Origin of the sequence: Flavobacterium sp., assembly GCF_036405015.1 — a bacterium.
Taxonomy (GTDB): Bacteria; Bacteroidota; Bacteroidia; order Flavobacteriales; family Flavobacteriaceae; genus Flavobacterium.
Genome location: NZ_DASWYK010000154.1, coordinates 1 through 6,158 on the forward strand (window position 1 = coordinate 1; position 6,158 = coordinate 6,158).

The following is a 6,158-nucleotide window of genomic DNA, read 5'->3' on the forward strand; positions in this document are numbered from 1 at the left end:
TCTTACGTAATTCTGGAGCGTGCCGTTCCTGCTATCGAAGACGGATTCAAGCCTGTTCAGCGTCGTATTATGCACTCGTTAAAAGAGTTGGATGATGGTCGTTATAATAAAGTTGCCAATGTAGTAGGACACACTATGCAGTATCACCCACACGGAGATGCGAGTATTGGTGATGCAATGGTGCAAATTGGCCAAAAAGATTTATTGATTGACTGCCAAGGAAACTGGGGAAATATCTTAACTGGTGACGGTGCGGCTGCGCCCCGTTATATCGAGGCACGTTTATCTAAATTTGCTTTGGAGGTTTTGTATTCTCCAAAAATTACCGATTGGGGAGTTTCATATGATGGACGTCGTGCTGAACCAAATAATCTTCCAGTAAAATTCCCATTGCTTTTGGCTCAAGGAGCAGAAGGTATTGCGGTAGGTTTGTCAACGAAAGTTTTACCTCATAACTTCAACGAATTAATTGACGCTTCGATTAAAATCTTAAAAGGAAAACCGTTTACGCTTTATCCTGATTTTATGACGCAAGGTATCGCCGACGTTTCGAATTACAATGACGGAATGCGTGGCGGACGTGTGCGTGTGCGTGCTAAAATTTCACAATTAGACAAAAATACATTGGTGATTACGCAGATTCCGTTTTCTACCAATACTTCAAGTTTGATTGACAGTATTTTGAAAGCCAATGAAAAAGGCAAAATCAAAATCAAGAAAATTGAAGACAATACTGCTGCTGACGTTGAGATTTTAATTCATCTTTTTCCAGGAGTTTCGCCAGATAAAACTATTGATGCTTTATTTGCTTTTACAGCTTGCGAAACCTCTGTAGCGCCTTTAGGGTGCGTTATTGAAGATAATAAACCGTTATTTATAGGGGTTTCTCAAATGTTGAGAATTTCAACAGAAAGAACGGTTGATTTACTTCGTCAGGAATTAGAAATTCAATTAGAAGAATTAAAAAATAAATGGCATTTCTCGACTTTAGAGAAAATCTTTATTCGTGAAGAAATGTATATTGACTTCAAATTATATGGAGACAGAGAATCATTATACAAATATTTGTATGATAGATTTGAACCTTTCAAAAAATCATTTGTTAGAGAAATTAACGATGATGATTTACAAAGATTGACTCAAATTCCGATGATTCGTATTACTCGTTTTGACTCTGATAAAGCAGACGAAATGATTTCGAGATTAGAGGAAGAAATGAAAGAGGTAGAATACAATTTGGAACATCTTACAGATTTTGCTATTGCGTATTTTGCCAAATTAAAAGAGAAATACGGAAAAGGACGTGAGCGTCAGACAGAACTTCGTGTTTTTGATAACGTTGAAGCCACAAAAGTAGTTTTAAGAAATACAAAATTATACGTAAACCGTGAAGAAGGTTTTGTTGGAACTAGCTTAAAGAAAGACGAGTACGTAGGCGACTGTTCTGATATTGATGACGTTATTGTGTTTTTACGAGACGGAACTATGATGATCACAAAAGTTGATGCCAAAACTTTTATCGGAAAAGATATTATACATGCTGCGGTTTTTGATAAAAACGATAAACGTACCATTTATAACATGATGTATCGTGATGGTAAATCAGGTCCGTCTTATATAAAACGATTTAATGTTACTGGTGTTACACGTGATAAGGCCTACGATTTAACAAACGGTACAAACGGATCTCAAGTGGTTTATTTCTCTCATAATCCAAATGGAGAGGCGGAAGTGGTCACGATATTGCTTCGTCAAATAGGAACGATAAAAAAACTGAAATTCGATATTGATTTTGCCAAACTAGCAATTAAAGGACGTGGTTCAAAAGGAAATTTAGTTACTAAATATCCAATCAAGAAAATCGAATTAAAAGAAAAAGGAATTTCGACCTTATTGCCAAGAAAAGTTTGGTTTGATGATACCGTAAAACGTTTAAATGTTGATGCAAGAGGAGAATTGCTAGGCGAATTTAAACCAAGTGATAAAATCTTAGTAATTAGCCAATCAGGGAAATTAAAGGTCATTATTCCAGAATTGTCAACTCACTTTGAGGAAGATATGATTGTTTTGGAAAAATGGAAGCCTAAGAAGCCAATTTCTGCAATTTATTATGATGGAGAAAAAGAACGTTATTTCTTAAAACGTTTCCTAGTTGAAAACGAAGGGAAGGAAGAAAGCTTCATTACAGATCACCCAAATTCGCAGTTAGAAATTGTATCTACAGATTATCGTCCAGTGGCACAATTGGTTTTTGCAAAAGTAAAAGGAGTTCAAAAAGACGATCTTCATATAGATGTTGAAGACTTTATAGCTATAAAAGGTTTTAAAGCTTTAGGAAATCAATTAACTACTGATAAGTTAAGGCAAGTAAATTTGTTAGATCCTCTTCCTTATGAAGAACCTGTAGAAGAAGTTCCAGAAAAACTAGAAATCTCAGAAGATGATCCAGTAGAAACTGAATTAGACGATGATGGTCAGATTGGTTTGGTTTTGGATTAAATAAATCAATAAAAAACCGCTAGAATGAATTTCTTAGCGGTTTTTTATTGGTTAATATTTTCAGTTTTAATTCTCGATTGAAGTAATTTCTAGCTTGATCCATTTAACCTCATTGTTTTCAACAATTACCGAAACGGTGTCACCATCTTTGACTTCTCCAGAAATTATTTTCTTTGCCAAAGGTCTTCTTAAATGACTTCTGATAATACTTTTAATGGGTCTTGCTCCGTATTTAGCATTAAATCCGTTTTCGGCAAGATAGGTTTTAACGTCTATTGGAATTTCTGCTTTTACATTAATGTTTCTCAATAAATCTGTAAATTCTTTCTTTAAATGAATTTCGAATATCTTTAACGCGTTATCTTTTGTGATAGGTGCGAAAGGTATAATTTCTGTTAATCTACCTAAAAATTCTGGTCGGAAATAATTTGTCATTATTTCCATCAAAGATGTTGAATCAGGGATTTGATTGTTATTGAATGTTTCCACAATATGATCAGCCCCTATATTTGAGGTAAAAAGAATAATGGCGTTAGAGAAATCTCCTTCTTTTCCTAAACGATCATGAAGCTTACCTTCATCCATAATTTGCAGAAAAATATCAAAAACGGATGGATGCGCTTTTTCAATTTCATCAAATAAAACAATGGAGTAAGGCTTTTGTCTAATTTTGTTTATTAACACTCCTCCCGAGTCGAACCCGACGTATCCTGGCGGCGACCCAGGAAATGTTTCAGTATTACTTAAAACAAGTAAAATGTTTTTATGATCGTATTGAAATTGAGGTAAATGAAGGATATAATGTACCCTTAAATTCCCTTGAAATTGATAATACAATAAATCGCAATTATTCGCATCTCAGTGAGATGATGCAGGAAGTGAATGAATATTATTTTGATAATTTTTATACATTAAAAGGCATCTTAAAACATAAAGAAATTACGGAGTATTCAAGTGAATATAAACATTTAGAGGAAATTACAAACAATGCACCTCAACCAATTATTTGGATAAAATTAGTTTTTCCAGAATCACTAGTACCTCAAATCATAGAGAATATTTCTTTTACAACAAATTGTTTTCCAGTAATAAATAAAAAGTATCATTCTATCAGTATGGGTTTAGGTGATTTCCTTTCTTACGTAAGTTTAGAAACGGGAAATAGCATTTACCTGGATATAGAATCAGTACTTGATTCTCAGAATCATCATTATGAAATAAAAGAGTTTAAAGAAGGTGTTGTAGAAGAAGGAAATGCAGTTCTAAGAATGGGTGGCGTCTCCAGATTTGATTCGCGAACTGCTTCGGAGTTACTCCAAAATCTGCTTGATTTACTCAAGGACGAGACTTCTTCATTTGCAGGCTTAGGAAAAGATTTCATGACAAGCTCATTGTCGCAAATAAGCCAGCTTTTAGAATCTGTAGAGCAGCAGGCAAAAGAAAGTAGTTTTTTAAAGAATAATGATCCATATTTAATGATTAAGCCTAAAATTGAAAAAAACATGGAAAATTCGTTCGTAATTAACTACTGGTCAACCTGCGCCGAAGAAGGAAACGATATTAAAGCCGGTACAATGTTAGAATGCAAAGATGCATTTTTTACAAGTAAAGAGGTAACTCTTATGACCAATACAGTTGGCGGTTTAAATAAACAGACCAATAAAGACAGAATCCTAGCCTATAGAAATGCCCTATTAACCCGTGGCAGAATTGTAACTTTTGCTGATATCAAAGCTTTTGGCTTTAGTCATTTTAAAGGTTCAATAAAAGATATTAAAATAGAAAAAGGAACTCGAAAAGAAATCTCTGTAAAAGCTGGTTTTAGCCGTACGGTTGATATTTTTATAAAAACGAATTCCGAGGAAAGAAAATATTTATCAAATGAAGAGTGGGATTATATCTGCGAAAGTTTCGTGAAAAACTTAAAAAACAAATCTTCAAATGTATTTCCATATCGAATATTTGTGGACTAAAAATAAAAATGCCAGAACTAATTCTGGCATTTTGGTTTTACAATTTATTCTGGTTTTTACTGGTATTTTTTGTCTGTAAGTGTTTTTATAAAAGCGACAAGTGCTTTTTCTTCATTTTTAGTCAGTTTTAAGTTATCAAAAGGAAGTGTTTGATTTTCGACTTCGTAACCTAAACCTTGTCCACCGCCTTTGTTGTAAAAATCAACAACTTCTTCTAAGGTTTTAAAAACACCATTGTGCATATAAGGAGCCGTTACAGCAACGTTTCTTACTGTAGGAGTTTTGAAAGCACCAACTAATTGAGGCATTTCATTATATAAATATCGACCTTGATCTGGACTCAATTTTTTTCCCGAAGCATCTTGAGGTGTTCCTATAACTTCATGTTCAGTTTTAGAATAACCAGGCGGAACAGTTCCGTTAAACAAAGGAGTGAAATGACAGGTAGCACATTTTGCTTTCCCCATAAATAGGTTCATCCCTTCAATTTCTTCTTTGTTTAGAGCGTTTTTATTTCCTCTCATATATTCATCAAATCTAGAATCAAAAGAGTTTAAAGAACGTACGTAACTGGCAATAGCATTTTGAATCTGCCAAGCTTCTGGTTTTACAGTTTTTGGATATGCTTTTTTGAAAAGACTAATATATTCATCATTCAAAAGAATTTTAGCATGAATATCATCCATCGAGCCGTGCATTTCATCTTTATTCTGAATTACATCTACACTTTGTTTTTCTAAATCTAACTGACGCATGTCCCAAAATTGTGCATTTTGAAGAGAAGCATAAGTTAGAGTAGGAGTGTTTCTGGCTAAATTAGATCCAGTTAATGAAACGTTTGTTTTTAAACCATCGGTAAAAGCTTTGTCTGGATGATGACAGCTTGCACAACTTCTGTCATTATTTTTTGAGAGACTCATATCATAAAATAATTTTTCTCCCAATTTGGCTTTGTCCACGGTAAAATTATACTCTTTTGAAAGTACAAATGCATTTACATCAAAAGCGTTTTTATCAAATAAAGTTTCAATCTCTGGTTTTAACGGATTTGTTTTTTTTACGTTCTTAATATTTTCTTCTTTCTGAAAAGCTTTAATTTTTTTAGAAATCGGATTTAAATATTCTGTGATAAAAAAAGCTCTGTCAAAAGCATTAAAGTTGTTATTCTCTTTACAATATTTTTGCGCTTTTGCGGCTGTTTTTTTTATTTCTGCCAATGATTTATTCTGAGGATTAATAATTTCAAGAGGTTTAGAAATAGAAATTAAACTTTCTCCAGCCTCAGGAATTGAAGACTGTAAAATCGGACTATCAAAACCTGTAATTCCTAAAGCAATCACACGAAATGTGTTTTGTTCCAGCGCATCCAAGACATAATCATCAGAAATTGTGATTACGTCAAATGTACTTTCTAATTGTTTAATGTTGGCTTTGAAAATATTCAATTCTCTTGTCACATTTTCTTTATCCTCAATTTTATATTCAGGATAAATCATTTCTTCAATTACTTGAAAACCATGAGGTTCAAAAGATCTGTTTTCTTCAAGTTCCATTTCGTCCAACGCTGGGCCATTCATAAAACGAGCCGTTTCGGGAACAAAATATTCAATCGCCCATTCTACTTTTTTATAAAATAGACGGGACTTTTTAAACTGTTCTACAATTTCTTTTTGAGAGGAATTAGCA

3 protein-coding genes and 1 pseudogene are annotated in these 6,158 nt (G+C 33.4%); 2 read left to right on the forward strand and 2 right to left on the reverse strand.

The window, feature by feature from the left end; translation table 11 throughout:
• The coding region (locus VGE71_RS12225; protein WP_331138589.1) for a DNA gyrase/topoisomerase IV subunit A at positions 1-2,499 on the forward strand (2,499 nt) is incomplete at its 5' end.
• A gap of 66 nt (positions 2,500-2,565) precedes the next feature.
• Here VGE71_RS12225 and VGE71_RS12230 read toward each other — a convergent pair.
• Positions 2,566-3,288 (reverse strand): annotated as a pseudogene (locus VGE71_RS12230) (AAA family ATPase); the annotation flags it as partial.
• Between VGE71_RS12230 and VGE71_RS12235 the strand changes: the two are divergent.
• The gene (locus tag VGE71_RS12235) at positions 3,228-4,472 is read left to right on the forward strand and encodes a hypothetical protein (protein ID WP_331138591.1); all 1,245 of its coding nucleotides are present in this window, start codon (positions 3,228-3,230) and stop codon (positions 4,470-4,472) included. The pseudogene VGE71_RS12230 and the gene VGE71_RS12235 overlap by 61 nt on opposite strands.
• A gap of 56 nt (positions 4,473-4,528) precedes the next feature.
• On the opposite strand, the gene VGE71_RS12240 is transcribed toward VGE71_RS12235, so the two are convergent.
• The coding region (locus VGE71_RS12240; protein ID WP_331138590.1) for a cytochrome-c peroxidase at positions 4,529-6,158 on the reverse strand (1,630 nt) is incomplete at its 5' end.